21 protein-coding genes and 1 tRNA gene (1 of these 22 only partly in view) are annotated in these 24918 nt (G+C 66.4%); 13 read left to right on the forward strand and 9 right to left on the reverse strand.

The window, feature by feature from the left end; all coding sequences use genetic code 11:
- Nucleotides 1-196 precede the first annotated feature (196 nt).
- Complete coding sequence (gene fabA, locus AC3RCC_RS24325; RefSeq protein ID WP_291639983.1) at nt 197-709, reverse strand: 3-hydroxyacyl-[acyl-carrier-protein] dehydratase FabA; 513 nt, start codon at nt 707-709, stop codon at nt 197-199.
- 287 nt (nt 710-996) lie between these two features.
- On the opposite strand from fabA, the gene irrA reads away from it, so the two are divergent.
- Together irrA and AC3RCC_RS24335 are read left to right on the forward strand one after the other, a co-directional pair.
- The gene (gene irrA, locus AC3RCC_RS24330) at nt 997-1461 is read left to right on the forward strand and encodes an iron response transcriptional regulator IrrA (protein ID WP_291639986.1); all 465 of its coding nucleotides are present in this window, start codon (nt 997-999) and stop codon (nt 1459-1461) included.
- 57 nt (nt 1462-1518) lie between these two features.
- Nucleotides 1519-2277: a YbaY family lipoprotein gene (locus AC3RCC_RS24335; protein WP_492256870.1), complete on the forward strand. Its 759-nt coding sequence runs from the start codon at nt 1519-1521 to the stop codon at nt 2275-2277.
- Between the two features lie 29 nt (nt 2278-2306).
- On the opposite strand, the gene AC3RCC_RS24340 is transcribed toward AC3RCC_RS24335, so the two are convergent.
- The gene (locus AC3RCC_RS24340; protein ID WP_291639989.1) at nt 2307-2840 is read right to left on the reverse strand and encodes an SH3 domain-containing protein; all 534 of its coding nucleotides are present in this window, start codon (nt 2838-2840) and stop codon (nt 2307-2309) included.
- 307 nt (nt 2841-3147) lie between these two features.
- Here AC3RCC_RS24340 and AC3RCC_RS24345 point away from each other — a divergent pair, with 307 nt between their 5' ends.
- On the forward strand, nt 3148-4143 hold the full coding sequence (locus AC3RCC_RS24345; protein ID WP_291639990.1) for a 2-hydroxyacid dehydrogenase: 996 nt from the start codon (nt 3148-3150) through the stop codon (nt 4141-4143).
- Nucleotides 4144-4292: 149 nt separating this feature from the next.
- On the opposite strand, the gene AC3RCC_RS24350 is transcribed toward AC3RCC_RS24345, so the two are convergent.
- Nucleotides 4293-5297 (reverse strand): complex I NDUFA9 subunit family protein, encoded by a 1005-nt coding sequence (locus AC3RCC_RS24350; protein ID WP_492256871.1) that lies wholly within the window; start codon nt 5295-5297, stop codon nt 4293-4295.
- 191 nt (nt 5298-5488) lie between these two features.
- On the opposite strand from AC3RCC_RS24350, the gene AC3RCC_RS24355 reads away from it, so the two are divergent.
- Nucleotides 5489-5575, forward strand: a tRNA-Leu gene (locus tag AC3RCC_RS24355).
- 580 nt (nt 5576-6155) lie between these two features.
- Here AC3RCC_RS24355 and AC3RCC_RS24360 read toward each other — a convergent pair.
- From AC3RCC_RS24360 to acnA, 5 genes are all read right to left on the reverse strand, one after another.
- On the reverse strand, nt 6156-6821 hold the full coding sequence (locus tag AC3RCC_RS24360; RefSeq protein ID WP_291639994.1) for a GntR family transcriptional regulator: 666 nt from the start codon (nt 6819-6821) through the stop codon (nt 6156-6158).
- On the reverse strand, nt 6818-8290 hold the full coding sequence (locus AC3RCC_RS24365) for a tripartite tricarboxylate transporter permease (RefSeq protein ID WP_291650680.1): 1473 nt from the start codon (nt 8288-8290) through the stop codon (nt 6818-6820). The genes AC3RCC_RS24360 and AC3RCC_RS24365 overlap by 4 nt, the downstream gene beginning before the upstream one ends.
- Nucleotides 8291-8358: 68 nt before the next feature.
- A complete protein-coding gene (locus AC3RCC_RS24370; RefSeq protein WP_291639998.1) occupies nt 8359-8826 on the reverse strand; it encodes a tripartite tricarboxylate transporter TctB family protein in 468 nt (155 codons plus the stop codon).
- A gap of 12 nt (nt 8827-8838) precedes the next feature.
- Nucleotides 8839-9807, reverse strand: coding sequence for a tripartite tricarboxylate transporter substrate binding protein (locus tag AC3RCC_RS24375; protein WP_492256872.1), 969 nt, complete (start codon nt 9805-9807; stop codon nt 8839-8841).
- A 91-nt stretch (nt 9808-9898) separates the two neighbouring features.
- Nucleotides 9899-12580: an aconitate hydratase AcnA gene (gene acnA, locus AC3RCC_RS24380; protein ID WP_492256873.1), complete on the reverse strand. Its 2682-nt coding sequence runs from the start codon at nt 12578-12580 to the stop codon at nt 9899-9901.
- Nucleotides 12581-12766: 186 nt separating this feature from the next.
- Here acnA and AC3RCC_RS24385 point away from each other — a divergent pair, with 186 nt between their 5' ends.
- Nucleotides 12767-13630, forward strand: a complete 864-nt coding sequence (locus AC3RCC_RS24385) for an isocitrate lyase/PEP mutase family protein (protein ID WP_492256874.1) — start codon at nt 12767-12769, stop codon at nt 13628-13630.
- A 154-nt stretch (nt 13631-13784) separates the two neighbouring features.
- Here the strand turns inward: AC3RCC_RS24385 and AC3RCC_RS24390 are convergent, their stop codons facing one another.
- The gene (locus AC3RCC_RS24390; RefSeq protein ID WP_492256875.1) at nt 13785-15224 is read right to left on the reverse strand and encodes an aminotransferase-like domain-containing protein; all 1440 of its coding nucleotides are present in this window, start codon (nt 15222-15224) and stop codon (nt 13785-13787) included.
- 159 nt (nt 15225-15383) lie between these two features.
- Between AC3RCC_RS24390 and AC3RCC_RS24395 the strand changes: the two genes are divergently transcribed.
- The 8 genes from AC3RCC_RS24395 to AC3RCC_RS24430 form a co-directional block, all read left to right on the forward strand.
- A complete protein-coding gene (locus AC3RCC_RS24395) occupies nt 15384-16706 on the forward strand; it encodes a hydroxymethylglutaryl-CoA reductase, degradative (protein WP_492256876.1) in 1323 nt (440 codons plus the stop codon).
- Nucleotides 16707-16776: 70 nt separating this feature from the next.
- Nucleotides 16777-17979, forward strand: coding sequence for an ABC transporter substrate-binding protein (locus AC3RCC_RS24400; protein WP_492256877.1), 1203 nt, complete (start codon nt 16777-16779; stop codon nt 17977-17979).
- 213 nt (nt 17980-18192) lie between these two features.
- Nucleotides 18193-19110 carry a branched-chain amino acid ABC transporter permease gene (locus AC3RCC_RS24405; RefSeq protein ID WP_291640011.1) on the forward strand — a complete coding sequence of 306 codons (918 nt, stop codon included), beginning with the start codon at nt 18193-18195 and terminating at the stop codon, nt 19108-19110.
- Nucleotides 19110-20888 (forward strand): branched-chain amino acid ABC transporter ATP-binding protein/permease, encoded by a 1779-nt coding sequence (locus tag AC3RCC_RS24410; protein ID WP_492256878.1) that lies wholly within the window; start codon nt 19110-19112, stop codon nt 20886-20888. Before AC3RCC_RS24405 ends, AC3RCC_RS24410 begins: the two co-directional genes overlap by 1 nt.
- Nucleotides 20889-20890: 2 nt before the next feature.
- The gene (locus AC3RCC_RS24415) at nt 20891-21595 is read left to right on the forward strand and encodes an ABC transporter ATP-binding protein (protein ID WP_291650692.1); all 705 of its coding nucleotides are present in this window, start codon (nt 20891-20893) and stop codon (nt 21593-21595) included.
- A 1-nt stretch (nt 21596) separates the two neighbouring features.
- Entirely contained in the window at nt 21597-22463 is an 867-nt protein-coding gene (locus tag AC3RCC_RS24420) for a hydroxymethylglutaryl-CoA lyase (protein ID WP_492256879.1), read from the forward strand.
- Between the two features lie 184 nt (nt 22464-22647).
- On the forward strand, nt 22648-23931 hold the full coding sequence (locus AC3RCC_RS24425) for a glycosyltransferase (RefSeq protein WP_492256880.1): 1284 nt from the start codon (nt 22648-22650) through the stop codon (nt 23929-23931).
- 51 nt (nt 23932-23982) lie between these two features.
- A protein-coding gene (locus AC3RCC_RS24430) for a DegT/DnrJ/EryC1/StrS family aminotransferase (protein WP_492256881.1) crosses the window boundary here: on the forward strand, nt 23983-24918 show its 5' portion. 336 nt of this gene lie beyond the right edge of the window; 936 of the gene's 1272 nt are visible here — the first part of the coding sequence; its start codon is at nt 23983-23985; the stop codon falls past the right edge of the window.

The following is a 24918-nucleotide window of genomic DNA, read 5'->3' on the forward strand; positions in this document are numbered from 1 at the left end:
GCCAGCCCCGGACCCCATAAAGGTCAGCTCCTGCGCAAATGGACCGCGCAGGCGGCGAACGCAAGGCGCCTCGACCACGATGATCCGGGATCGCTCTCGTCCAAGATCACAAACGTGATCGATTTCAGCGTTTCGGAACGGTTTCGCCCGACGCGCCGGCAATCGGCCCGCCCTGCCCCGCCCGAGTTGTTTCCGTTCAGGCCGCTTCCGGCTTGAACAGACCGACCCGCATGTCGGCGACCGTATAGATACGCTTGCCGTCGGCCTCGAGCCAGCCATCGGCGATCCCCAGCACCAGCTTCGACTTGAAGACGCGCTTGAACTCGACGCCGTAGACCACCTGCTTGACGCTCGGCAGAACCTGGTCGGCGAATTTGACCTCGCCGACACCGAGCGCGCGGCCGCGGCCCGGCAGGCCGAGCCAGCCGAGGAAGAAGCCGGTGAGCTGCCAGAGCGCATCGAGGCCGAGGCAGCCCGGCATCACCGGGTCGCCCTTGAAGTGACAGTCGAAGAACCAGAGATCCGGGCGGATGTCGAACTCGGCGCGGACGAAGCCCTTGCCGTGCGGGCCGCCTTCCTCGCTGATTTCGGCAATGCGATCGAACATCAGCATCGGCGGCAGCGGCAGCTGCGCATTGCCCGGCCCGAACAGCTCCCCGCGACCACAAGCGAGGATCTCCTCGTAGCTGAAAGACGATTGCCGCGCCATTCCCGTTCCGCTCCGTTCCGGCCGCCGACAAGGCGGTCATTTCTCGTGACGCGTGCCTAACACGGTGTCGCCGGGAAACGAAAGGGCGCAAGCGCGCCAGGGCGTGGATGACCCGGCCCCGCGCCCCGACCTGCTCCCGAACCGTCGCGCCGCAGCCGGCACGCCGCAGATGCAAAGGCGCGGCGCGGTGCCGCGACGCTTGCGGGCCGAGGATCGAAGCCTTAAATCGAGGAGGAGCCGGAGGCCTTTCGCCTGCCGGCAGCAAACTCTGGAGGCGGACCCGCAGCATGAGCGATCTGACGCCACAAGACCTGGGCTACGGATCGAGCGCGCGCCAGGGATGTCCGTTCCACGACGTGCGCCTGCGCCTGCGCCGCGTCGGCCTGCGGCCGACACGGCAGCGCGTCTCGCTCGGCTGGCTGCTCTTCGCCAAGGGCGACCGGCATGTCAGCGCCGAGATGCTGTATGAAGAAGCGATGAAGGCGCGCGTGCCGGTTTCGCTCGCGACTGTCTACAATACGCTGCATCAGTTCACCCAGGCGGGCCTGCTGCGCGAACTCGCGATCGACGGCGCCAAGACATTCTTCGACACCGACAGCAGCGACCACCATCATTTCGTCGTCGACGGCGAAGACAAGGTGATCGACATCCCCGCCTCCGCGGTCGATGTCGCGGAACTTCCGCCGCCGCCCGATGGCTACGAGATCGCTCGCGTCGACGTCGTCGTCCGCCTGCGCAAGATCGATGGCTGAGGCATTTCCGCGCCCCGAACGGGCCGGAACGCTGCGACAAGAACAGGATTTCATATCATGACTGCATCGCGGCGCGCTTTCGTCGCCACCCTGGCGCTCGGGCTGCTGCCGGCAGGAGGAGCCTTCGCCACCACCGGGACCCTGCGCGGGACGGTCTCCTATCGCGAGCGCATCGCGTTGCCGCCCGGCGCCATCGTCGAGGTCAAGCTGCTGGACGTCTCGCTCGCCGATGCGCCGGCGCGCATCATCGCCGAGACCAGGGTCAGCGGCGCGCGCAACCCCGCGCGCTATGTGCTGCACTTCGACCGGGCGCAGATCCAGCCGCGCCGGCGCTATGCGCTGCAGGCCCGCATCCTGCACCGCGGGCAGCTGCTCTTCATCAATACCAGCCATCACGGCATTTTCGATGGCGGGCCGGAGCAGACGGATATCCGCGTCGAGCGTGTCGCCGCCTCGCCTTCGCCTGCCCCGGAGCGCAAAGCCTCGCCCGTCGGCCGCTGGCTGCTCGAGGATATCCGGCGAGCGGGGGTGATCGACCGGCTGCAGACAGTGCTCGAAATCGCAGCCGACGGCAGGGTGAGCGGCTCCGGCGGCTGCAACCGGATGAGCGGCTCGGCCACAATCACCGGCACGCGAATCAGCTTCGGACCGGTCGCCGCCACGCAGATGGCCTGCACGCCCGCCGCGATGAACCAGGAGCAGAAATTCTTCGCCGGATTGCGCGAGGTCCGGCGCTGGCGCACCGATCCGGCGCGCGGCAAGCTCGTCCTGCTCGATGGACGCGGCCGGCCGATGATGACCTTCTCGGCGATGTGACCGGCCGCCCGTCAGCGGGCGGCCGCGACTCAGTTCAGCTTCTCGTTGGGATAGACGCCCCAGAGACGGTCCTGGCGCAGATAGCCGTTGATCTTGTTGACCGTGACATTGCACCAGCCGCCGCCGGGGCAGGAATGGACATTGGCGATCACGCCCGGCTCGAGGCTGGCGAGAATCGCGGCGTTGTCGCTGGCCGAGTCGCGCAGGGCGAACGTCTCACCCTTCACCTTGGACCAGGGCGCGACCAGCACCGTGCGGCGCCCGGACAACAGGCTGTGCAGCACCCAGCCCTCGGTGCCATCGGCATCGCGCACGCGCCGCCAGGTCTCGAACTCGGCCGTGATCTCGACAGGCAGGCCGGCGCGCTGGAAGACCCAGCTGGTGCGATGCTCCTTCGACGGCCCCTCGCGCAGATTGACGCGGTCCGACTTCAGGCTGACATAGCGCGGCACCGGCAGGCCGCTGACCTGGCCGACGGCCAGCTCCTGTGCGACCGCACGCGGCGATGTAAGAGCAAGCCCCGCCATCAATGCCAGCGCCAGGCAGGCGAGTGCACCCCTCATGCTAGCCGCCATCCTTTCAAACTCCTTCATGCCTGCCGGGCGCCGCCACGGCGCGGCGTCGGGCCGTGCGCCTCGAAAGGCGACCGAGCCCGGCGGCGATCTCGCACGAAAATCCGGTTTCCACTTTGCCGCATCCTGCTCTAGACAACAGATCGGCTGCCGGTCGTCGAAACGCCACTCGCCCCATTCCTGAAGCGCCTCGGTTAATGGCGGGTTGAGGCGGAAACGAGACGGGCGGCGCCCGTGTGTTGGGAGCAGTCGGCGATCAGGCGGAGAGCCTGCGCCGACCGCCCCGGAGGAGCCGCTCATGTCGAAGAAGAAGCCTCTGGTCGTCGTTACGCGCAAGCTGCCCGCTGTCGTCGAGACACGGATGCGCGAGTTGTTCGACGCAAGGCTCAATCTCGACGATACGCCGATGAGCCAGGCGGCGCTGGTCGAGGCGCTGAAGACCGCCGACGTACTGGTCCCAACCGTGACCGACAAGCTCGATGCCGGCCTGATCGCCCAGGCCGGCGACCAGCTGCGGCTGATCGCCAATTTCGGCAATGGCGTCGACAATATCGACGTCGCCAGCGCCGTGCAGCGCGGCATCACCGTCACCAACACGCCGGGCGTGCTCACCGACGACACCGCCGACATGACGATGGCGCTGATCCTCGCCGTCGCCAGGCGCATCGCCGAAGGCGCGCGCGTCATCACCGATGACGAATGGGGCGGCTGGTCGCCGACCTGGATGCTCGGACGCCGGATCACCGGCAAGCGCCTCGGCATCGTCGGCATGGGCCGCATCGGCCAGGCCCTGGCGCGCCGCGCCGCCGCCTTCGGCCTGTCGATCCACTACCATAACCGCCGCCGCATCGACCTGCGGGCCGAGGAGGCACTCAACGCCACCTATTGGGATTCGCTCGACCAGATGCTGGCGCGGATGGACGTCGTCTCGGTCAACTGCCCGCATACGCCGGCGACCTATCACCTGCTCTCGGCCCGCCGGCTGAAGCTGATGAAGCCGGATGCGATCCTGGTGAACACGGCGCGCGGCGAGATCGTCGACGAGACGGCGCTCGCCCGCATGCTCGAGGCCGGCGAACTCGCCGGTGCCGGGCTCGACGTGTTCGAGCACGAGCCGGCGGTCAATCCGCGCCTGCTCAAGCTCGCCCGCCAGCACCGTGTCGTGGTGCTACCGCATATGGGCTCGGCCACACACGAGGGCCGCGCCGATATGGGCGAGAAGGTCATCGTCAACATCAAGACCTTTATGGACGGGCACAAGCCGCCGGATCGCGTGCTGCCGAGCATGCTCTGAGCGCAGCCTGAAGGCCCGCGCCGCGCCGAACCCCCGTCTGACGCGAATCATTGCTGAGCGCGCTGTCAGATCGACAGCGCGCTCACGCGGTCGTGCCGTGTCCCGGGGGAACGCTGCGCGCTCCGGGGGCCCCGCCTCGGAGCCAGTCTTCAGCCGCCGCGCGAGGTGGCGAACTGCCCGGCCTTGCGGAAGCGCCAGAGATAGGACGGCACCTCCGCCTCGAAGGAGACCGGCGCGATGCCGATGCCGGCAAACGTGCGACCGTCCTTGCGCGCCGCCTCGGAGACGATGTTGTCGCTCTGCAGCAAGGTGACCTGGTCACGGGTCAGCAGGAACTCGTCCGGCAGCAGACCGAGCGAGAGCATGTTGACGATCTCGAGGATCCGGGCCTGGAAGCGTGCCAGCGGGATCGGCAGCGAAGCGATGAAGCGCCGGCGGCCGGTGACCTCGCAGACATATTCGACCAGCTCGCGGAAGCTCTTCACCTCCGGGCCGCCGAGCTCATAGACCTTGCCGCCCGCGACCTTGCCCTCGATCGCGAGCGCGACCGCTTTGGCGACATCGCCGACGAAGACCGGCTGGAACTTCGTCTCGCCGCCACCGACCAGCGGCAGCACCGGCAGCATGCGGGCCAGCGAGGCGAAACGATTGAAGAAGGTATCCTCCGGCCCGAACATGATCGAGGGGCGCAGCACGACCGCGCTCTCGACCTGTTCCAACACCGCCGCCTCGCCCTGCGCCTTGGTGCTGGCATAGCGCGATTTCGAATCGGCGTCGGCGCCGAGCGCCGAGATCTGGACGAGACGCTCGATGCCGAGGCTGGCACAGGCATGGGCAACGGTGCGCGCACCCTGAGCCTGGACGTTGGAGAAATTCTGCCGGCCGCTCTCGCTGAGGATACCGACCAGATTGATCACTGCATCCGAACCCCGCACCGCGGCAGCGACCGAATCGGGGTAGCGCAGATTGGCCTGCACGGCATGGATCTGGCCGACGATGCCGAGCGGCTGCAGGAAATTCGCGAGATCGGGCCGGCGCACGGCGACCCGGACGCGATAGCCGCGCCGGGCGAGCGCCCGCACGACATGCCGCCCGAGGAAGCCCGAGCCGCCGAAGACGGTGACGAGTTGCTGAGCGGGAGGCAGGTTCGCCATGGTCACGCGAGCTCCGATTTTGAAGCGCTGGAAGCGGTTTCTCTCGCGCCTGTCCTAGTTCATCGCATCCCAACTGTGAAGGCGGCGCAACGCCTCGCCGCCCGCTGCAGAGTACTCTGCACAGCCGCCTGATAATTTCGTCGGCTAGGCCGTTGACAGGCGCGTCCGCCCCCCCTAAACGGACCCTCGTTGCCCAGGTGGCGGAATTGGTAGACGCACCAGCTTCAGGTGCTGGCGCTCGCAAGGGCGTGGAGGTTCGAGTCCTCTCCTGGGCACCACTCCTTCTCTTCAAGCAAGAGAAAGAGTTCCGCATCGAAAAGAACCGATCGACACCGCATTAGTCTTGCGGTCGTGTTGAATGGTTCTTCAGATGCCATGGCCCGTCACTACCAAGACGGGTTTTTATTTTTCGCATGCGAAGCGAGCACTGGCCTTTGCCCGAACGGCAAGGGTATCGGATCAGTTCGCCCGTGATCGGCGGACACCGGTCCACCGTCAGCCATGGCAAGGCCTTCCTCTCGCTCTGAACGAGGGTCGCCGAAGAGCGCTTTCTCCTCGCGCTCAATTTCTCGAATCATCTGGGCAGCCATCGCAATGCCGGGCGCGCTTACCATGCTGGCGTGGAATCCGGCCAGGGCGCCGAGCGCCGTGCCGGAAGCGAGATGGCGCCCTATCTCTTTGCAAAATCAGAGGATTTCCTCGAAAAAGGGGAGCCAATTTTCGATCCGATGTTCTGGCGGGTCGATGCCCCGCCCTGCCGCTGCACCATACTGCGTGGACCGACCAAGTGCCCGGGCATGGCCGAGGCGGCCTTACGGCAAGGCCACGACGCCTCGGAGCGCCAGGACAACGCGATGCTCAGGCTTTGCCGCGCTCGGCGTGCAGCATGTTCTCGTGCGAACGGCGCAGATGAACGCGCATGGCCTGTTCGGCGACCTCGGGCTGGCCTGCCGCGATCGCGGCTGCGACGACTGCGTGCTCTTCGATCGCCAGCCGGTTGCGCCCGGCATGGGAGCTCGAGCGATAGCGAAGAACGCGCAGGGCGTAGTAGAGGTCGCCATAGAGCATGTCGGACAGGCGGTCGTTCTTGCTGCCGCGGATCACGAAGAGATGGAAATCCTGCTCGGGGGACTGGTTGCGGTCGGCGGTCAGGCCCTGGCGCTCATATTCCCTCTGCCGCGCCACCAATTGCAGGAGCGCTTCCTTCTCCTCAGCCGTCATGTTCTCCGCCGCCTTGCGGGCGGCATAGCTTTCCAGCGCTTCGCGGATCTCGAGGACCTCGCGCAATTCCTTCGCCGAATGCTCGGCCACCCGTGCGCCGGCATTGTGCCGGCGCACGACGAGCTTCTTGCCCTCGAGGCGACGAAAAGCCTCACGCATGGGGCTTCTGCTGACCCCGAGCTCGGTGGCGAGCGACTGCTCCGAGAGCTTCATCCCCGCCGGATACTCGCCCAGCAATATCGCCTTCTCGATCCGCTCGACGACGAGGTCCACGAGCGAACCGGACTCCACCCTCGCCGTCATGCCGGTTTCCGCCCTGCTTGTGCCGCTGCGGCGGAGAGGCCCCTATACCATCGCAGCATTGGAACGACCGCCACGCAAACTACCAGCAGAAGTGCCAAGGCCAATGCAAGAGGCCGTTCGAACAGGTACTGCCAGTCTCCACCGCTGATCTGATAGACATACACCAGATTGGTGTCGCAAAGGCTCCCCATCAGCAGCCCGACCACCATCGCCGCAATGGAATAGTTGAAGCGGCGCATCAGCCAGCCGAGCGCGCCGAATGCGATCAGCACATAGGGGCCGAGCATGTTGCCGGTCAGGGCATAGGCTCCGGTGACCGACATCACCAGAACGGCGGCCGTCAGGTAGCGGATCGGCACTTTGACCAGTGCGCTGATGAAATGGATCGTGAACAGGCCAAGGAGCAGGAGGAGGAAGGCCTGCGCCATGTTTCCCAGAATGATCGCGTAGACAATGTCGGTCTGGTCGCGAATGAATTTGGGGCCGCCGGTGATGTTATGGGCGGCGAAGGCCGCCAGCATGACCGCCGTGCCGCCGCCGCCCGGCAGGCCCAGCGCCAGCAGTGTCACCATCGAGCCGCCTTCCGAGCTCGAATTCGCCGATTCGGCAGCAACGACACCTTTCGGATTGCCCTGCCCGAAGCTCTCGGGATTCGGGTCGCGACGCCGCGCCTCGGCATAGGAGGCGAGATTCGACACGGATGAGCCGACCCCGGGTATGGCGCCGATCAGCGCGCCCATCACGCTGCCCTGGAGCAAGGTGCCGGGATATCGCATGGCCATGCCGAAACCGGCGATGATGCGGCCGAAATTCAGGCGGCGGGAATCTTCGGAGCCGACGATATAGTCGCGCTGTGTCAGGCTGATCAGCTCGGAGACCGCGAACAAGCCGAGCATCGCCGGGACGACCGGTATGCCGTCGAGCAGATCCGGAATCCCGAAGGTGCCGCGCGTCACGCCGATGGGACTGGTGCCGATGGTTCCCAAAAGCAGGCCGAACAACCCCGCGAGAAGCCCTTTCGAGAAGCTCTTGCCGCCCAGAATCCCGATCAATGTCACGCCCCAGAGGGCCACCATCAGCATTTCGAGGGGGCCGAAATTGAGGACGAAACTCGCCAGGAAACCGATCGTCAGGAACAGGATGACGTAGGAGAAGAGCATCCCGACACAGGAGGAGAAAAGAGCAGCGCCCAGCGCCTCGTTGTGCTGACCCTTGCGGGTCATGGGATAGCCGTCGAACGTGGTGGCGACCGCCGTCGACGTGCCGGGTATGCCGATCAGGATCGACGAGATTCCGCCGCCGAAGCCTCCCCCGGTGAAGATCGCGGTCAGAAACAGCATCGCCGACAGGAAGTCCATGTACAGCGTCGCAGGCAGAAAGATGGCCATCGCCATCGAGGTCTGCATGCCCGGAATGGCGCCGAAGATCAGGCCGATCATCAGGCCCAGAGGCACGACGGCCCAGGCCATCCAGGAGCCGCCGAGAAGGGACAGGGCTCCATCGAGCGCCGAAAAGTCGATCCACATGGCGGGCGCTCCTAGAGCAGGGTCATCGGAAGTCGGTACGGAAGGATCATTTGGAAGGCCCATGCCGCTCCGAGGCCGAACAACGCTCCGAAAAGCAGGGCGTGCAGCGGCTGACGTGCCGCCTGCAGCCAGACGAACAGGGCGACGAAGACCATATTGGCCAGGTCGAACCCGATATGCGGGATCGAGAGGACATAGGCGACGAGCAGGCCGAAACAGTAGAAGGGAAGCGCGGCATTGGCCGCGCCTCCTTCGGATTGCGTGGTAGCTTCCGCTTCCCCGACAGCGCCGGCCGGCCGCCGCCGCGTGACGGCGACCAGCAGGCAGAGCCCGAGAATCGCAATGGCGAGCGGGACGATGAAGGCAAGGTTTTCGACCGAGCGCGACTTGGCCTGCGCATCGACGACATAGGCGATCGTTGCCGCCGCGCAGGCCGATACGACGAGCAGGTCGCCGAATTTTTCCAGGAAGCGCTTCATGACCTGGCGACGTCAGCGCTGGAGCAGGGGTTTGAATTCGGCGAAGATGTCGTGGACGGCCTTCACCTTCTCGGTGGTCTTCTCGGGGCCCAACCAGTCGTGTCCCATCGCGTTGCTCTCGGCGAACTTGATGAAATCGGGATCCTGCAAGGTGGCCTTGTGGGCCGCCTGGATGATGTCCCAGCGGTCCGGATGCTCGGCGCGGAACCGCGCCGACATCGCCAGTCCGCGCATCGACCCGGGCAGAACGGGCAATGACAGGCCCATGGATTTGGTCGCCTCGGCCAGGACGGGTGCGTCCCAGTCGGGATGTGGGGTGTCCCGAACCACGGCAAGCGGCTTGACGAATTCGCGCACGCCCTCGCTGCCGCTGCCCGCGATGACGATGAAGTCGACCTGGCCGCCGGCGATGGCTTGCCGCGCCTGTCCGCCGCCCTGGAACGTGACGAGGTTCAGATTGCCGACCGGAATACCCGCCCGCTGCAGCATCAGCAGCGTCGTAAGATGACCGCTCGAGCCGGTCACGACACTGGCGCGCACCTTTTTGGGGTTTTCCTTGATCGCCTTCAGCAGATCGGGAAGCGTCCGGTACGGAGAATCCTTGTAGGCGGCGATAACGTCCCAATCCGACCAGAAGGCGTTCATGAACGCGAAATCCTCGATCTTGTAGGGCGCCTGATGGAACAGGATCGAGGAGGCGATATAGGGCGAGAGGGCATGCGCCAGGATCACGTTTCCATCCTGAGGCTGCTGCAGAAAATACCGCACTCCTAACATGAAGGAGCCACCGGGGCGGTTTTCGACCTGGATCGGCTGGCCGATATGCTTCTGCATCACCGTGGAAAGGCCCCGGATCGCGCGGTCGATGCTGCCGCCGGCATCCGACGGCACGATCATCGTGAGAGGTCTTTCCGGCCAGCGGGCGGCGCGGACCAGCGAGGGCATGGCAACGCTGGCGCCGGTCGCGGCGGCGCCGATCATGAAGCTGCGGCGCTGCAGCGGCAGCTTGGTTCCGTTTTCTGTCATAGTTTTCCTCCCGGGTTGATTTTTCGCGGCGGCTTCGGCCGCAGGCTCAGTTGCGGATCGTCCGGAAGACGTGCTGCAACACGCCACCATTGCGGTACCATTCGAGCTCGCGGTCGGTGTCGATGCGGCAGATCACCGGCACCTCGACGCTCTCTCGATTTGTCCTGTGAACCGTGATGTGGAGCTCGGCCTTGGGCCTGAGCCCTTCTGCGAGGGCTCGCATGTCGTAGGTTTCCGTCCCGTCCAGCTGCCAGCTATGGCGGCTTTCGCCAGGGCGGAATTCCAGTGGCAGCACGCCCATGCCCACCAGATTGGAGCGATGAATGCGTTCGAAGCTCTCGGCCAGAACGGCGTTCACGCCCAGGAGCCGGGTGCCCTTTGCCGCCCAGTCGCGGGAGGAGCCGGTGCCGTATTCCCTGCCTGCGACAACGATCAGCGGCGTGCCGGCTTCGCGATAGCGGCGCGAGGCTTCGAATACGGACATCTCCTCGCCGCTGGGCTGCAGGCGGGTGAACCCGCCGGTGCGGCCCGGCGCCATCTCGTTGACGAGACGCAGGTTGGCGAAGGTGCCGCGCATCATCACTTCATGGTTCACGCGCCTCGCAATGTAGGAGCTGAAGTCCCGGGGCTCGACGCCGCAGGATTTGAGATAGCGTCCAGCCTCGCTGTCCTCCGGGATCGCCGAACCCGGCGAGATATGGTCGGTCGTGATGCTGTCGCCCAGGACAAGCAAGGCTCGTGCTCCCAGGATGTCGGGCGTTCCACGGGGACGGTCCACGAACTCCGGATCGAAAAAGGGCGGCCGACGCAGATAGGTGCTTCCGGACGCCCACCGGAACAGCTCTTCCCTCGGCGCCTCCAGCCGGGACCAGTATTCGTCTCCCTCGAACAGGCGGGCCTTGCGGGCCGCGAACAGATCGGGGGTGACATGGCGGGACACGATGTCCGCGATCTCCCGTGCGTCCGGCCAGATGTCCCGCAGATAGATTTCGCGCCCGCCCGTGCCGAGGCCCAGCGGCTCCTTCTCGAAGTCGACCAGGACATTGCCGGCCAGCGCGTAGGCGATGGTGAGCGGCGGCGAGCAGAGATAGCCGGCGCGTGCCAGCGGATGGGTGCGCCCCTCGAAGTTCCGGTTGGCCGAAAGCACGGCCGCGACCACGAGATTGCGCTCGCGGATCTCGGCTTCGATCTCGGGCGCCAGAGAGCCCGACCCGCCGGCGCAGGTCATGCAGCCGAAGCCGACGATGTTGAAACCGATCGCATCGAGGTCCGGCTGCAGCTCCGAAGCTGCGAGGTAATCCGCGACGATGCGGGAGCCGGGCGAGAGTGAGGTCTTGACCCAGGGCTTGGCTTCGAGCCCGAGCGCCCTCGCCTTGCGCGCCAGAAGCCCGGCGGCAATCAGCAGGGACGGATTCGAGGTGTTGGTGCAGGAGGTGATCGAGGCGATCACCACATCGCCTTCGGCGAGCGGCCGCTTTTCCCCGCCGGAGGGGGCGGGCGCGGCTGGTCGCGTCCGCCCATCGAAGAACTCTCCGAAACTCGCGGGAACGTCGGCAAGGCGCCGGCGATCCTGCGGGCGGCGGGGGCCGGAGACCGAGGTTTCGATCTCGGCGAGGTCGATGTCGATGACCTGGCTGTAGACGCGGCGAGCATCCTCGCCCCCCCACATCCCCTGCTCCTTGGCATAGGCTTCGGCCAGGGCGATGTCGGTTTCGGCCCTGCCGCTTTCACGCAGATAGCGAATAGTCTCGGCGTCGATCGGGCTGAAGCCCATCGTCGCCCCGTATTCCGGCGCCATGTTTGCGAGCGTCGCGCGGTCCGGAACGGACAATGCGGTCAGGCCGGGGCCGGTGAACTCGACGAGGCGGCCGACGACCCCGACCTTGCGCAGGCGCTCCGTGACGGTCAGCACCAGATCGGTACTGGTGACGCCCTCGCGCAGAGTGCCTGTCAAACGACAGCCCACGACCTCCGGCAGCTGCATGGTGATCGGCTCGGCGAGCATCGCCGAGCCGGCCTCGATGCCGCCGACGCCCCAGCCGAGCACGCCGATGCCGTTGATCATCGGGGTATGGCTGTCCATGCCGACCAGCGTGTCGGGAAAGGCCCAGAGAATGCCGTCGGCCTCTTCGCTCCAGATCGGACGCGCCAGGAACTCCAGATTGACCTGATGCACGATGCCGCTGCCCGGAGGCAGGACGCGGAAGTTCTCATAGGCGGTCGCCGCCCATTTGAGGAACTTGTAGCGCTCGTCGTTCAGCCGGTATTCGAGCTCCAGATTGCGTGCGAAGGCGGTGCTGCTGCGGGCGAATTCCGCAGTGGCCGAGTGATCGACGACGATGTCGACCGGGATCATCGGATTGACGCCGGCTCCGCTGCGCCCCGCCCTCACCATGGCCTCCCGCATCGCCGTGAGATCGGCGAGAAGGGGAATGCCCGAGGAATCCGGCATCAGCACGCGCACGGGATGGAAGCAGATCTCGCGCTCCCCGGCCTCTTCGCCGCGAGCCACTGCCGCAACATCCTCGGTCGACACGCTGCCGCGCGGCATGTTGCGCAGGAGGTTTTCCAGCAGCACCTTCAGCGACACTGGCAATTGCGCGATGCGTGCCGTCGGCATGATCTCCTGAAGCGCTGCGAGCGACACATAGCGATAGTCGCGCCCGGAAACCCGGAGCGTGCGGACAACGCTGTTCAACGTTTCTAGCTGGTTGCTGTGCAGGCCCATTCTCTCACCCTCGACCGACAGACCGCACGGCCATCGCGGTGCCGTCGTCGTCATGTCTCCTCCCATTTATATTGTATGTAACTTTGAGATTTGAGACCCGTCAACTCTTATGGATCCACCTTGTTTAAACCTCATTGTATGCAATAAGGGCGATCTGGTACATTCTGGTTTCCAAAGGAGCGATCGATGCGCCCATCCCTGAAGTCGATTCTCGTTCCCGCCGCGGCGGAGCTCATTCCCGGCGCCGCGAATGCGTTGACCGCGCGGGTGATCGAGGAAACCGGCTATCGGGTTCTGTTGGTGACGGGAGCCGGCGTAACGAACACCCATCTGGGCAAGCCGGATGTCGGCCTGATCTGCGTGAAGGAGATGGCCGACCATGTCTGGGCCATTCGCGACGCCGTGGAGATCGCGCTCATCGCCGATGCGGACACCGGCTTCGGCAACGGGGTCAATGTCTACCGCACGGTGCAGATGTTCGAGCGCGCGGGCGCCTCTGCGATCCAGCTGGAGGACCAGGTCTTCCCGAAACGCTGCGGCCATTTCGACGGCAAGGCGGTGGTCCCGGCCGGCGAGATGGTCGGAAAGATCAAGGCGGCGGTCGATGCCCGCAAATCAGAGGACACACTGATCCTCGCCCGGACCGATGCGATCGCGACCGACGGCATTGAAGCGGCGATCGAGCGGGCACATCTGTTCCACGAGGCCGGCGCCGACATGCTCTTCGTCGAGGCTCCGCAGGCGGAGGCCGACCTCGCGCGGATTGGCGCGGAATGTCCCGGCCCGCAGATCTGCAATCTCGTGATCGGCGGCAAGACCCCGATTCTGCCGCGCGAGCGCCTGCAGGAGATGGGCTTCGCCGGCATCATCTATGCGAATGCGCCCTTGCAGGCCGCAGTCAAAGCGATGCGCGACGTCCTCACCGCGCTCCACGAAAGCGGCAGCGCCGCCGAGCTGGAGCATATGGTCGCCTCGTTCCGCGAGCGGCAAGCGATGGTGCAGCACGATTTCTACAAGGAACTCGAAGCCCGCTACGCATTCGTCGACTAGACGAAGAGCGCTGGCCGGGCCCGCTTGAATGGCCCGGCCGCAATCGCATGCATGCTCGGCTCTGCGGCCATGCTCGACCGAGGCGCGCGCTGCCGGCGCCGGCAGCTTGTCGCCGAGCACGGAAAGCGCGTCGGGCTTGTAGAGCTGGTGCGCCTCACGACCGCTCAGCCAGGCCGACACCGGCCGCGGCAAAGTCACTTAGCTCCTTCTGGAGGAAGGCGACGAAGGCGGGATCATCGGCATAGGCGACGTTGACGCGCATGCCCGATGGACCGGCATCGAGCTCGCCGGAGCGCCGATCGGGCAGGAAGACCGTGCCCGGCGCGATGAAGATGCCCTGCTCCGAGGCCCGGCGCGCCAGCGCGAGATCGTCCAGCCGCGCGGGCAGACCGACCCAGAGATAATAGCCGCCGCCCTGGCGGGCGAAGATCGGCAGGCCGAGACGGTCGAGGCTGGCGAAGGCGCTGCGTGTCGCCTTGCCGATCCTCTCGCCCAGGCGCTTGAGATGATGGCGGTACTGGCCGCTGGCGATCAGGTCGCTGATCAGCCTTTCGAGATAGCCGGACGAGTTGACCACGGTCAGCATCTTCATGTCGCCGAGCGAGCGGGCGAGCGCCGGGCCCGCGGCGATATAGCCGATCCTGAGGCTAGCCGAGAGCGTCTTGGAGAAGGTGCCGACATAGATGACGCGCTCGAGCTGATCGAGCGCGGCGAGCCGCGGTGCACTCGCCGGCATCACATCGGCGAAGGGGTCGTCCTCGACGATGATCAGGTCGTGATGGGCGGCGATCTGGAGCAGGCGATGGGCGACCGGCAGGGCGATCGAGCCGCCGGTCGGATTGTGCGCCAGCGACTGGGTGAAGAAGATTTTTGGCCGGTGCCGGGCGATCTGGGCTGAGAGATCGTCGAGATCCGGCCCGTCGGCAAGGCGCCGGACGCCGGCGATCTCGATGCGCCCGAGCTTCAGCTTGCCGAACAGCGGATAGTAGCCGGGGCTGTCGACCAGCACGGTGTCGCCGGGCTGCAGCAAATGGCGGATAATCAGGTCGAGCGCGTGGTTGACGCCGAAGGTCATCAGGATGTTGGCCGGCGAGACATGGATCGAGCGTTCGGCCAACATCAGCCCGATCTGGGCGCGTAGCGGCCCGTAGCCGACCGGATCGCCATAGCCGTGCTTGACTGGCAACTCGTCCTTGCCGCCGCGCAGGCGCAAATGCCGGCCGAGCTCGGAATCCTCCATCCAGGAGGATGGCGGGCGCCCGTCGCCGACGCGCACCGGATGGACCTGGCAAAGCTGCTCGCGCAGCAGCGAGACAATGTCGATCGCCTCGGTCATGTGAGGCGGAGGCGCGTCGCTGGGACGATGGCCGGGGGCGCGGACATAGAAGCCGGCGCCACGCCGGGCCTCGAGCCGGCCGCTGGCAACGAGCCGATCATAGACCTCGACCATGGTGTTCTTCGAGACGCCGTGTTCGCCGGCGGCAGTCCGCAGCGAGGCCATGCGCCGCCCGGGCTGGAGCAGCCCCTCGTCGATCATCCGGGCGATCCGCGCGACGATCGCGCCGGTGCGGTTGGCTTCGGCCTGCTCGTCCATCGGACCTCGCATCTGTACCAGTAAATCGACTGGTACAGAGAATGGGACATTGCAGAAATTGTGCCTTGTCGCTCTCAGGCGATTGTCCGAGCTTGTCAATCGAAGAAGCGTCGATCTCCAACGCGGCGCAGCAAAAACCCCGGCTGGGGAGGAAACGACATGACGACGGCCCAGGCACGCGGCGGCGCCGCGCGCGCAGTGAATTCGCGGATCGAGAACTATCGCAATCTGAGCTGCGCCGAGCGACTGTCCCAGGCCGTCGCCGCTGCCGGCCTGGCCGATGCCGACCTCGCCTTGCTCGCCCAGCCCGGCGGGCTGCCGCTCAATCTCGCCAATGGCATGATCGAGAACGTCGTCGGCACCTTCGAATTGCCGCTCGGCGTCGCCACCAACTTCACCGTCAACGGCAAGGACTATCTCATCCCGATGGCGGTCGAGGAACCCTCGGTCGTCGCCGCCGCCTCCTATATGGCGCGGATCGCCCGCGGCTCCGGCGGCTTCCGCACCTCGAGCGACCGGCCGATCATGCGGGCGCAGGTCCAGCTGCTCGGCATCGGTGATCCCGAAGGCGCGCGCCACAAGCTGCTGGCGGCGCAAGCCGAGATCGTCGCCGCCGCCAACGCCAAGGACAAGGTGCTGGTCTCGCTCGGCGGCGGCTGCCAGGGCATCGAGGTCCATGTCTTCCCGCAGACCCCGCGCGGGCCGATCGTGGTGATGCACCTCCTGGTCGATGTCCGCGACGCCATGGGCGCCAACACCGTCAACACCATGGCCGAGACGGTCGCGCCGATCGTCGAGCGCATCACCGGCGGCACGGTGCGCCTGCGCATCCTGTCGAACCTCGCCGATCTCCGGCTGGCGCGGGCGACCGTCAGCATTCCCGAGGCGGCGCTGGGGACCAAGGAATTCTCCGGCCGGCGCATGATCGACGGCATGCTCGACGCCTATACCTTCGCGGCGATCGACCCCTACCGCGCCACCACCCACAATAAGGGCATCATGAACGGCATCGACCCCGTGGTGGTCGCGACCGGCAATGACTGGCGCGCCATCGAGGCCGGCGCCCATGCCTATGCCGCGCGCAGCGGCCGCTACACCTCGCTGACGACCTGGGAGGAGGACAAGGACGGCAACCTCGTCGGCTCGATCGAGATGCCGATGGCGCTCGGCCTGGTCGGCGGCGCCACCAAGACCCATCCGCTGGCGCAATGGGCGCTTCGCTTGCTCGGCGTCACCAGCGCGCAGGAGCTGGCCGAGGTCACCGTCGCGGTCGGGCTCGCCCAGAACATGGCCGCGCTTCGGGCGCTGGCGACCGAAGGCATCCAGCGCGGCCATATGGCGCTGCACGCCCGTAACATCGCCATCGTCGCCGGTGCCGAAGGCGCCGAGATCGAGACGATCGCCGCCGAACTCGCCCGCACGCACGATGTCCGCGTCGACCGGGCCCGCGAACTGCTGGCGGAGCGCCGCAAGGGCGGCTGATCCTGCTCCCTACCCTCTTCGACACCCACCACAGAACCGCATAAAGCGGACGAAAACCGGAGGAACGCTCATGAACACCCTGATTTCCCGCCGCGCGCTCGGCGCCCTGCTGGTCTCGACCGGCATGGCGCTGTCGCTGCCGGCCTTCGCCCAGAACGAGATCAAGATCGGCTACAATGCCGACCAGTCGGCCTCCGGCGCGGCCGAGCTCGGCCTCTCCGGCCTCTACGGCTTCCAGGCGGCGATCGAGGATATCAACGCGCAGGGCGGCGTGCTCGGCCGCAAGCTCGTCGGCGTGGTCCGCGACGATGCCGGCGCGCCGCCGAAGTCGATCCAGAACATGAACGAACTGATCGACAACGAGAAGGTCGCGGCCGTCGTCGGCCCGACCAATTCCGGCAATGCGCTCGCCTGGCTGCACATCCCGCAGCAGAAGAAGGTGCCGGTGGTCTCGCATGTCGCGACCGCGACAGACATCACCGCCCGCTACGCCAAGGAGCCGCAGAATTACATCTTCCGCGTCTCGATGGTCGACCGCGAGCAGCTCGCTCTGCTCGCCGCCTATGCGGTCAAGGCCTCGAAGAGCAAGAACGTCGCGATCATCGCCGACACCACCGGCTACGGCCAGGCGGCGACCAAGGATCTTCAGGAGATCCTCGCTTTGCACGGCATCAAGCCGGTCGGCATCGAGAAATTCGGGCCGAAGGACACCGACATGACCTCGCAGCTCGCCAAGCTGAAGGCGGCCGGCGCGGACATGATCATCACCGGCTCGCTGGCGGACGCCACCGCGCAGGTGCTGAAGAGCATGGAGAAGATGGACTACTATCCCGGCCTGCTCTCGACCTGGGGCTCGATCAACACGCCGCTGATCAACATCGCCGGGCCCAAGCTCGCCGAGAAGACGATCTTCGCGGCGTCGACCACCGAGGACGCCAGCGACCGCGCCGCGGCACTGCACAAGCGCCTGATGGCCAAGCATCCGAACATGCCGGCCTTCGTCTCGGCGGCGCAGGGCTATGACGCGGTGATGCTGATCGCCGCCGCGATCAAGCAGGCCGGCGGCACCGAGGGGCCGAAGGTCCAGCAGGCGCTGGAGAATCTCGGCGCGGTGCAGGGCATCATCAAGAAATACGAGAAGCCCTTCAGCAAGGAACAGCACGAGGCGCTCGGCGTCGCCGACTTCCATCTCGCGCAGTGGAAGGATGGCCGCGTGGTCAAGCTCGACGACGCCGTGGTCAAGGGCCTGACGGCGGCCGATCTGAAGCGCTGAGCGGTTTTCAGCTGCCTCCTTCCGTCATGGTCGGGCTTGTCCCGACCATCCACGTCTTCGCTTCACTGATCACATGCGGTGTTCAAGACGTGGATGCTCGCCGCAGGGGCGAGCATGACGGCTTGCGAGTGGAAATGGATTGGTGGCTGGCGACTCCAGACGCTGGCCGCTCAGAATGATGGCGCAAACGACCTGAGTCGTGGCGGAGAGACGATGACGGCATTTCTTCAGGCTCTGGCCAGCGGTCTGGCGCTGGGCGCGATCTACGGATTGATCGCGCTCGGCTTCAACATCACCTACGCCACGACCAAGACCTTCAATTTCGGCCAGGGCGCCTTCCTGGTGCCGGGCAGCCTGGTCGGCGTCTCGCTCTTGCTGCTGGCGGCGGGCAAGCCGCATTTCGGCAATCTCACCCAGGCCGAGATGACGATGACCGCCTATGTGCTGGCGACGATCGCCAGCGTCGTCGTGGTCGGCGCCATCGGCGTCGCGCTCTACTATTGCGCGATCAAGCCCTTCGTCGGGGCCGGCGGGCTCAACTGGGTGCTGAGCACGATCGGCTTCGGCATCATCATGCAGAACACCGCGCTGGCGATCTGGGGCCCGGCCTCGATCGCGGTGCCCTCGCCGCTCGGCAGCGATGTCTGGCGCATCGCAGGCGCCGGCATCCGGCCGCAGGAGGTGCTGATCGCGGTCGTCGCGGTCGCAGTCATGGTCGGGCTCGACATCGTCCTGCGCAAGACCCGCTTCGGCAAGGCGCTGCGGGCCGTCGCCTTCAACCCGCAGGCGGCGGCAATCGTCGGCATCAATGTCGAGACCATCGTCATCCTCGCCTTCGTGATCTCCTCGGCTTTGGCCGGTCTCGCCGGCATCCTGATCGCGCCGATCACCACGGCCTCGGTCTTCATCGGGCTCGGCGTCGCGCTGAAGGCCTTCTCGGCCGCGATCGTCGGTGGCTTGACCAGCCCGCGCGGCTGCATGCTCGGCGGCTTCCTGCTCGGCGTGGTCGAGGCGCTGGTCGGATTGTGGCGCGCCGAGATGCGCGAGATCACCATCTTCCTGCTGATCATCATCGTGCTGGTCGTCCGCCCGAGCGGGCTGATGGGCGCGCGCAGCGTGGAGAAGATCTGATGCCGGCGCTCGCCCATGCCATCGGGGTGGCGGCGCTCGCGGCGGCGCTGGCGCTCGTGCCCTATCTCTCGCTCAACGATTTCTACCTGCAGATCCTGTTCACGATCGGGGTGAACTATCTCGCCGCCGCCGGCCTCAACGTGCTCGTCGGCTATGCCGGGCAGAAATCGCTGGGCCATGCCGGGCTCTTCGCGGTCGGCGCCTATACGGCGGCGATCGCCAATATCGAATGGGGCATCAATCCCTGGCTTTCGCTGGTGCTGGCCTGTCTCTTCGGCGCGATCTTCGGCCTCGTCATCGCGATGCCCTCGGTGCGCGTCTCGGGCCCGAGCCTGGCCATGGTGACGATCGGCTTCGGCATCGTCGTCGAGAAGATCGTCACTGAGTGGACCGATATCTTCAAGGGCCAGGCCGGCTTCTACGGCATCAGCCCGCCCTCGCTCGGCGGAGTCAGCTTCACCAATCTGCACTGGGTCTGGTTCGTCGGGGCGCTGTGCATCGCGACGCATCTGATGCTGCGCTCGCTGCTCGCCGGCCGCTATGGCCGGGCCTTCCTGGCGGTACAGATGGCGGAGCCGGCGGCACAATCGGTCGGCATCTCCGTGGTCCGCGCCAAGACGCTGGCCTTCGTGATCTCAGCTGTGACCTGCGCGCTCGCCGGCGCCGTGGTCGCCCAGCAGAACCAGTATTTCAACTCCGACTTCATCACCTTCAACCTGTCGATCCTGCTCCTGGTGGTGGTGATCTTCGGCGGCTCGGGCTCGCTCTACGGACCGATCTTCGGCGCGGTGATCCTGACCCTGCTCGACGCCTGGCTGGCGCGCTGGCCGGCACTCCAGCACTTCACCTATGGCGCGCTGCTGCTGTTCTCGCTCTATCTGATGCCGAACGGCATCGCGGGCGCCGTCTCCGGGCTCGCGGCACGGTGGCGGAAGCCCGCCGAGACGAGGCCCGAGGACTCCGGACACAGTGCGCTGGCGGCAGCCTCGTCAGCACCGGCAAGCGGCGAGATTCTCGTCGTGAAGGATCTCTACAAGGCCTATGGCGGCATCGTGCCGGTCCGCAATGTCTCCTTCGCGATCAGCGCAGGCAAGGTCCATGCGCTGATCGGCCCGAACGGGGCCGGCAAGACCACCCTGCTCAACCTGCTTTCCGGGCATGTCGCGCCCGATGGCGGCTCGATCCGCTTCGAGGGGCGCGAGACGGTCGGCTTCGCCGCGCACCGCGTCGCTGGGCTCGGCATCGCGCGGACCTTCCAGAACCTGAAGCTGTTCGGCGAACTCTCGGCGCTCGACAACGTCCTGCTCGGCGCGCATCTGCACATCGAGACCGGCTTTGCCGCCTCGCTGCTCGGCTTGCCCTCGAGCCGCCGGACGGAGGCCAAGGCGCGGGCCGATGCCCTGGCGCTGCTGACCGATCTCGGTCTCGGCGAGCGCGCCCATGAGCCGGCGAAGAGCCTGCCCTATGGCCTGCAGCGGCGGCTCGAGATCGCCCGCGCCCTCGCCTCGCAGCCAAAACTCCTCCTGCTCGACGAGCCGGCGGCCGGGCTCAACCCGCAGGAGACGCACGAGCTCGGCGAGGTCATCCGGCGCATCCAGCAGGCCGGCGTCACCGTGCTGCTGATCGAGCATCACATGGACCTCGTCATGGGCATCTCCCAGCATGTGCTGGTGCTCGACTACGGCGCGCTGATCGCCGAGGGGCGGCCAGAGGCGATCCGCCGGGATCCCAAGGTCGTCGCCGCCTATCTCGGCGCCGAAGAGGACGAGGCCGCATGAGCATGCTCGCGATCGAGGGGCTGAAGGTCCGCTATGGCGCGGTCGAGGCGCTGAAAGGCATCTCGCTTTCCGTCGGGCAAGGCGAGGTCGTGACGCTGATCGGCGGCAACGGCGCCGGCAAGTCGACGCTGATGCGGGCGATCGGCGGGCTGGTGAAGGTCGCAAGCGGCGCGATCCGCTTCGAGGGGCGCGACATCGCCGGTATCAAGGGCCATGAATGCGTCCGGCTCGGCATCGGCCATTCGCCGGAAGGACGCATGGTCTTCGGCGACCAGAACGTGCGCGACAATCTCGTACTCGGCGCCTATGCGCGCCGCGACGAGGACGGCATCGCCGCGGACATCGAACGCTATTTCGGCATCTTCCCGCGCCTCGCCGAGCGGCAGGACCAGCTCGCCGGCACGCTGTCGGGCGGCGAACAACAGATGCTGGCGATCGCGCGCGCGCTGATGGCGCGGCCGAAGCTGCTTCTGCTCGACGAACCCTCGCTCGGTCTCGCGCCGCTGATCGTGCGCGAGGTCTTTTCCGTGATCCGCCGGCTGCGCGAGGAAGGCATGACCATCCTCCTGGTCGAGCAGATGGCCAATCAGGCGCTCGCCGTGGCCGACCGGGCCTATGTCATCGAGACCGGCACGATCACGCTGGAGGGCACCGGCGCCGAGCTTCTACGCGACGAGCGCGTCCGCTCGGCCTATCTCGGAGCCTGAGATGGCGGGGCGCGAGGTCGTCATCGTCGAGGTCGGTCCGCGCGACGGCCTGCAGAACGAGACGACACCGATCACGACCGCCGACAAGCTCGCCTTGATCGGCAGGCTGACGGAGGCCGGCCTCTCCCGCATCGAGGCGACGGCCTTCGTCTCGCCGCGCTGGGTGCCGCAAATGGCCGACCATGAGGCGGTGATGCGTGGCATCACCCGCCGGCCGGGTATCGTCTATTCGGCCCTGGTCCCGAACGAGAAGGGAGCCGAGGCCGCGCTTGCCGCAGGCGCGCAGGCGCTCGCCGTGTTCACGGCGGCCTCGGAAAGCTTCTGCCGGAAGAACACCAATTGCTCGATCGCCGAGAGCATTGCGCGCTTCCGGCCTGTGATGAGGCTGGCGGAACGCGCCGGAGTGCCGGTCCGCGGCTATGTCTCCTGCGCGCTGGATTGTCCCTATGAGGGGGAGATCGCGCCAGATGCGGTCGCAATCGTCTCGGCCGAGCTTCTGGCGCTCGGCTGCAGCGAGATCGCGCTCTCCGACACGCTGGGGCGCGGCACGCCGGAGCGGACGCAGGCGATGGTCGAGGCAACGCTGAGGCGCGCGCCGGCCGCGATGCTCGCCGGGCATTTCCACGACACTTCGGGCCAGGCGATCGCCAATGTCGAGATGGCCTGGCGGCTCGGCCTGCAGATCTTCGACGGCTCGGTCGGCGGCTCCGGCGGCTGCCCCTATGCCCCCGGCGCGGCCGGAAATCTGGCGACCGAACGCCTCGTCGCGCATTTCGAAGCGAAAGGTATCTCGACCGGCGTCGACCTCGCGGCACTGGAACGGGCGGGGCGATGGATCGGCGCGCGCCTGGACATGGCGGCCCGGTAGCCGATAGGCGCTCCCACCTTCAGGGCGACGATGCCACAGCACGCATACTCGCCACTCTGACTACCCCTTCCGCGCACTATCTCCGCGCCTCGCGAACACCGACGATTGCGGCTGACTTCAACCGGCGCGGCCTTCCAACGGTTTGCGGCGCCATTCGTGGGATCAGACAAGAACAGGTGTGGCAATGAGCTCGGATGGCGGGTTTCCGGAACGTGGTCTGCAGGATTGCCCCCTCGACATTCGACATCTGATCTTCGACGAAGCGGACGATCATCCATCGGCAGCAAACGGGCTGCATCAGGTCGGGCGACAGCTCGCGCTCGAGCAGATCCATGCCGGAGATCGTTCGCGCCTGATCTTCCTGACCGCACCGGGACGGGCACCGGACGTCCCGTCAGGCATCCCGGCACAGATTCTGCCCTTGCGGGGGCGGCGGGTATTGGGGCGCCATATCGGGCTGGACCGCGACGTGCTGGAGGCGATCCTCGCCGAGAGCGGCCCGTCGACCGTCTATCACATACACGGCGTCCGGCAGCCGCTGCTCCTGCCGATCGCGCGCGCCATGCGCCGGCGCGGTCTGCCTTTCGGCATCACCGCCCATAGCCGCTTCGGCCACATCTACAGCCTGGACGGCAAGCTGGAGCGCCCCAGGGCCGTGCTCTACATCAAGCTTCTCGAGCGTTTTGCGCTGAACGCGGCCCGCTTCGTCCATGCCCTGACCCCGCACGAGGCCGACGTCGTGCGCTGGCTGGTGCCCGGCGCCAAGGTCGCGCTGCTGCCCAATGCGGTCTATTCGAGCCGCCTGGACGGGATTCCGCAGGCGCCGCGCCATCGCAGCCCGTCCGCCACCTTCCCGACCTTCGGCTTCTTCGGCCGCCTGGCGATCGAGCACAAGGGTCTCGACCTGCTGATCGCCGGGTTCGCGCGCTATCGCCATACCGGCGGCAAGGGCAGGCTCGCGCTGTTCGGCAGCGGACAGACACATCAGCAACTGACCGAGATGTGCGCCGCACTCGGCATCGGCGACGTCTGCACGATCGAGGGGCCACGCTTCGGGCAGGACAAGGTCGAGGCGGCCAGCCAATGGGATTTCTACGTCGCGCCGTCGCGCTTCGACCATATGCCGCTGGCGCTGATGGAAGCCGGGCTCATGGGCCTGCCGCTCATCCTCTCGGAGGGAACCGGGCTCCTCGGCCAGGTCGAGGCGGGCGGCGGCGGGTTTGCGATCGCAGGCCTCAGCGCCGAATCTGTCGCGGAGGCGATGCACGCCGCGGAGACGATCGATCCGGCGCAATGGCGCCGCCTGTCGGGAAACGCCTATCGTGTCGCCCTGGCCATAGGCGACTGGACCGGGATCGCCGCCTCGCTGCGCGAGCTCTATCGCGGCCTGCCGATTACGGATCGTGTGTCGGAGCGTGCCGGGCACACCGACCAATATGGGAAAAAGGAGTTACTCCCCCATTCATAAATGTATTTACGAGATAATCCTTGTGAGTTGTTAGAAATCAAATCTATTTGATTGATCTCTACAATTTTCCATGACCCTATTTCGTATGCATCTTTCAGATTAAAATTTCGATCATCGCTCTTCAAAATTGAAAATCTCGGTCGGGAGGCGAGCATGCGGGTGCCGTTTTACCGTCATTCATTGCCGGCGAGCAGTGCGACACTGGTGGCAGAAGTCATCGAAAGCGGATTTCTGACAAGCGGACAGTATTGCTCCCGGGTCGAGGACAAGCTCTGCGCCATTTTCGGGGTTTCCCACGCCAAGTTGACCAGCAGCTGGACGCAAGGCGCGGTGGCCGTCCTGCTCGCCCTCGGAATCGGGCCGGGCGATGAGGTGATCGTGCCGGCGATGACCTTCGTGGCGACGGCGAATGTCGTCAAACAGGTCGGCGCGACGCCGGTCTTCGTCGATGTCGAGCCCTCGACACTGCTGATCGACATCGCATCGGTCAGGGCCGCAGTCACGTCGCGGACCAGGGCCGTGATCCCGGTCCATCTCTATGGCCAGATGGTCGACATCCCAGCCCTGCGCGCCGCGCTGCCCGCAGGAATCCGGATCATCGAGGATGCCGCCCACTGCTTCGAAGGCCGGCGCGGCGGGCGTCGCCCCGGCCAGGACAGCGACGCCGCGATCTTCTCCTTCTACGCCACCAAGAACGTCACTTGCGGCGAAGGCGGCGCCGTGATCACGCAGGATGGCGCGCTCGCCGCAAACCTCAAGGAGGCGGTGCTGCACGGCATGTCGGCCGCTGCGGCGCAACGCTTCTCGGGTGGGCGCTACCAGCATTGGGATGTGGCGCGGCTCGGGACGAAAGCCAATCTTCCGGATCTTCTGGCCGTGTTGCTGGAGACGCAGCTGGACAGTGTCGATGCGCGTCTCGCGCAGCGCGAGCGTCTCGCCCGACGTTATGAGGAGAGCCTGGCGGCGACGCCGCTCGGCTTTCCGGCG

This window comes from Allobosea sp. GW823-FHT01F03 (genome assembly GCF_058798075.1).

Bases quoted from the DNA above. Each gene is read 5' to 3' on its own strand.
- AC3RCC_RS24425 (WP_492256880.1), top strand. From the start codon at position 22,648: ATGAGCTCGGATGGCGGGTTTCCGGAACGTGGTCTGCAGGATTGCCCC.
- fabA (WP_291639983.1), bottom strand. From the start codon at position 709: ATGGCGCGGCAATCGTCTTTCAGCTACGAGGAGATCCTCGCTTGTGGT.
- acnA (WP_492256873.1), bottom strand. From the start codon at position 12,580: ATGGGCCTGCACAGCAACCAGCTAGAAACGTTGAACAGCGTTGTCCGC.
- AC3RCC_RS24340 (WP_291639989.1), bottom strand. From the start codon at position 2,840: ATGAGGGGTGCACTCGCCTGCCTGGCGCTGGCATTGATGGCGGGGCTT.
- AC3RCC_RS24420 (WP_492256879.1), top strand. From the start codon at position 21,597: ATGGCGGGGCGCGAGGTCGTCATCGTCGAGGTCGGTCCGCGCGACGGC.
- AC3RCC_RS24385 (WP_492256874.1), top strand. From the start codon at position 12,767: ATGCGCCCATCCCTGAAGTCGATTCTCGTTCCCGCCGCGGCGGAGCTC.
- AC3RCC_RS24390 (WP_492256875.1), bottom strand. From the start codon at position 15,224: ATGGACGAGCAGGCCGAAGCCAACCGCACCGGCGCGATCGTCGCGCGG.
- AC3RCC_RS24415 (WP_291650692.1), top strand. From the start codon at position 20,891: ATGCTCGCGATCGAGGGGCTGAAGGTCCGCTATGGCGCGGTCGAGGCG.
- AC3RCC_RS24335 (WP_492256870.1), top strand. From the start codon at position 1,519: ATGACTGCATCGCGGCGCGCTTTCGTCGCCACCCTGGCGCTCGGGCTG.
- AC3RCC_RS24370 (WP_291639998.1), bottom strand. From the start codon at position 8,826: ATGAAGCGCTTCCTGGAAAAATTCGGCGACCTGCTCGTCGTATCGGCC.
- AC3RCC_RS24410 (WP_492256878.1), top strand. From the start codon at position 19,110: ATGCCGGCGCTCGCCCATGCCATCGGGGTGGCGGCGCTCGCGGCGGCG.
- AC3RCC_RS24360 (WP_291639994.1), bottom strand. From the start codon at position 6,821: ATGACGGCGAGGGTGGAGTCCGGTTCGCTCGTGGACCTCGTCGTCGAG.
- AC3RCC_RS24365 (WP_291650680.1), bottom strand. From the start codon at position 8,290: ATGGCCTGGGCCGTCGTGCCTCTGGGCCTGATGATCGGCCTGATCTTC.
- AC3RCC_RS24405 (WP_291640011.1), top strand. From the start codon at position 18,193: ATGACGGCATTTCTTCAGGCTCTGGCCAGCGGTCTGGCGCTGGGCGCG.
- AC3RCC_RS24395 (WP_492256876.1), top strand. From the start codon at position 15,384: ATGACGACGGCCCAGGCACGCGGCGGCGCCGCGCGCGCAGTGAATTCG.
- AC3RCC_RS24400 (WP_492256877.1), top strand. From the start codon at position 16,777: ATGAACACCCTGATTTCCCGCCGCGCGCTCGGCGCCCTGCTGGTCTCG.
- AC3RCC_RS24345 (WP_291639990.1), top strand. From the start codon at position 3,148: ATGTCGAAGAAGAAGCCTCTGGTCGTCGTTACGCGCAAGCTGCCCGCT.
- irrA (WP_291639986.1), top strand. From the start codon at position 997: ATGAGCGATCTGACGCCACAAGACCTGGGCTACGGATCGAGCGCGCGC.
- AC3RCC_RS24350 (WP_492256871.1), bottom strand. From the start codon at position 5,297: ATGGCGAACCTGCCTCCCGCTCAGCAACTCGTCACCGTCTTCGGCGGC.
- AC3RCC_RS24375 (WP_492256872.1), bottom strand. From the start codon at position 9,807: ATGATCGGCGCCGCCGCGACCGGCGCCAGCGTTGCCATGCCCTCGCTG.